The organism is Microcoleus sp. OTE_8_concoct_300 (genome assembly GCF_031383065.1).
In the GTDB taxonomy this organism is placed as follows: Bacteria; Cyanobacteriota; Cyanobacteriia; order Cyanobacteriales; family Microcoleaceae; genus Microcoleus.
This window is the reverse complement of record NZ_JANMZH010000312.1, coordinates 1-1,154: the sequence shown is the minus strand read 5'-3', so window position 1 is coordinate 1,154 and position 1,154 is coordinate 1. Positions and strand designations below refer to the sequence as shown.

The following is a 1,154-nucleotide window of genomic DNA, read 5'->3' as shown; positions in this document are numbered from 1 at the left end:
AATCATCAAATATCCATTCTTATTAAGAAACCCTGAAAGCTTTTATTTTCGTACCTATTGAGAATCAAGCTGTTGATTTAGCGAAGGCTTTAATTCTAGAAGTCCTTCTGTGACTACGTTTCAGATACCTGAATCCTTACGGAGCGCCTAAGTTTAAGAAGAAGACCAACAATCAATCAGCGGAGTTTGCTAAGTCGGGATTTTCTCTTAAAGGAACTCAAGTTTACTTGGCAAAAATAGGGTTGGTCAGTCCTATTAGGTCTAGGGAATTGCCCTCAAAACCTAGTTCGGTAACAGTAATTAAGGACTGTGCAAATCGGTATTTTCTAAGTTTTGTAGTAGATGTAGAACCTCAAGATTTAGAGCCCATTAATCCTTCAATTGGCATTGATTTGGGTTTAAAAACCTTCGCTACTCTCAGCGACGGAACGCAGGTTAAAAGTCCAGACTACTCACAATCGGATCGCAAAATCAGGAAGTTGCAGCGCAGATTGGCTCGGCAACAAAAAGACTCAAAACGCCGTCAGAAGACCCGCATTCAAATTGCCAAGTTGCACAATCTTGTTACTGACACCCGCAAAGACTTTTTGCACAAACTATCAACCAAAATAGTCAACGAAAACCAAGTGATTGTTTTGGAAGACCTCAACGTATCGGGCATGGTTAAGAATCGGCGCTTAGCTAGAGCGATTAGCTCTCAAGGATGGAGAGAATTTCGGGGGCTCTGTGAAGCTAAATCCGACAAGTTTAGTCGGGAGTTTAGGGTAATTAGCCGATGGGAACCTACAAGCCAAGTCTGTTCTAAATGTGACTATCGATGGGGTAAATTAGACCTGAAAGTCAGAACTATTACCTGTTTAAACTGCGGTACAACTCACGATAGAGATGAGAACGCAGCCAAAAATATAAAAAAAGTCGGGATAGGGCATTGCCACGACTCTAAACGGACGCAGAGGGGACGTAAGACTTCTTCAGTAGCAGACCCCAAAGAAGCGTCAAGAATCACCGCACTTTTAGGGCGGTGAGTATGTCAACCGTTAATACATTGTCTCTTGACACTCCCTGACCTAAAGGACAAGGATTCTTAATTCAGGGACTGACCTTAAAATGTTGCGTCATGAAAGGCAATACTCAAACTTTTTAACCGTAGAAAT

General features: G+C 41.9%; 1 protein-coding gene. It reads left to right on the top strand.

Features of this window, described 5'->3' with window-relative positions; translation table 11 throughout:
• The first annotated feature begins 128 nt into the window (after window positions 1-128).
• The gene (locus ACUVJL_RS14180) at window positions 129-1,025 is read left to right on the top strand and encodes an RNA-guided endonuclease InsQ/TnpB family protein (RefSeq protein ID WP_445246432.1); all 897 of its coding nucleotides are present in this window, start codon (window positions 129-131) and stop codon (window positions 1,023-1,025) included.
• The last annotated feature ends 129 nt before the right edge of the window (window positions 1,026-1,154 follow it).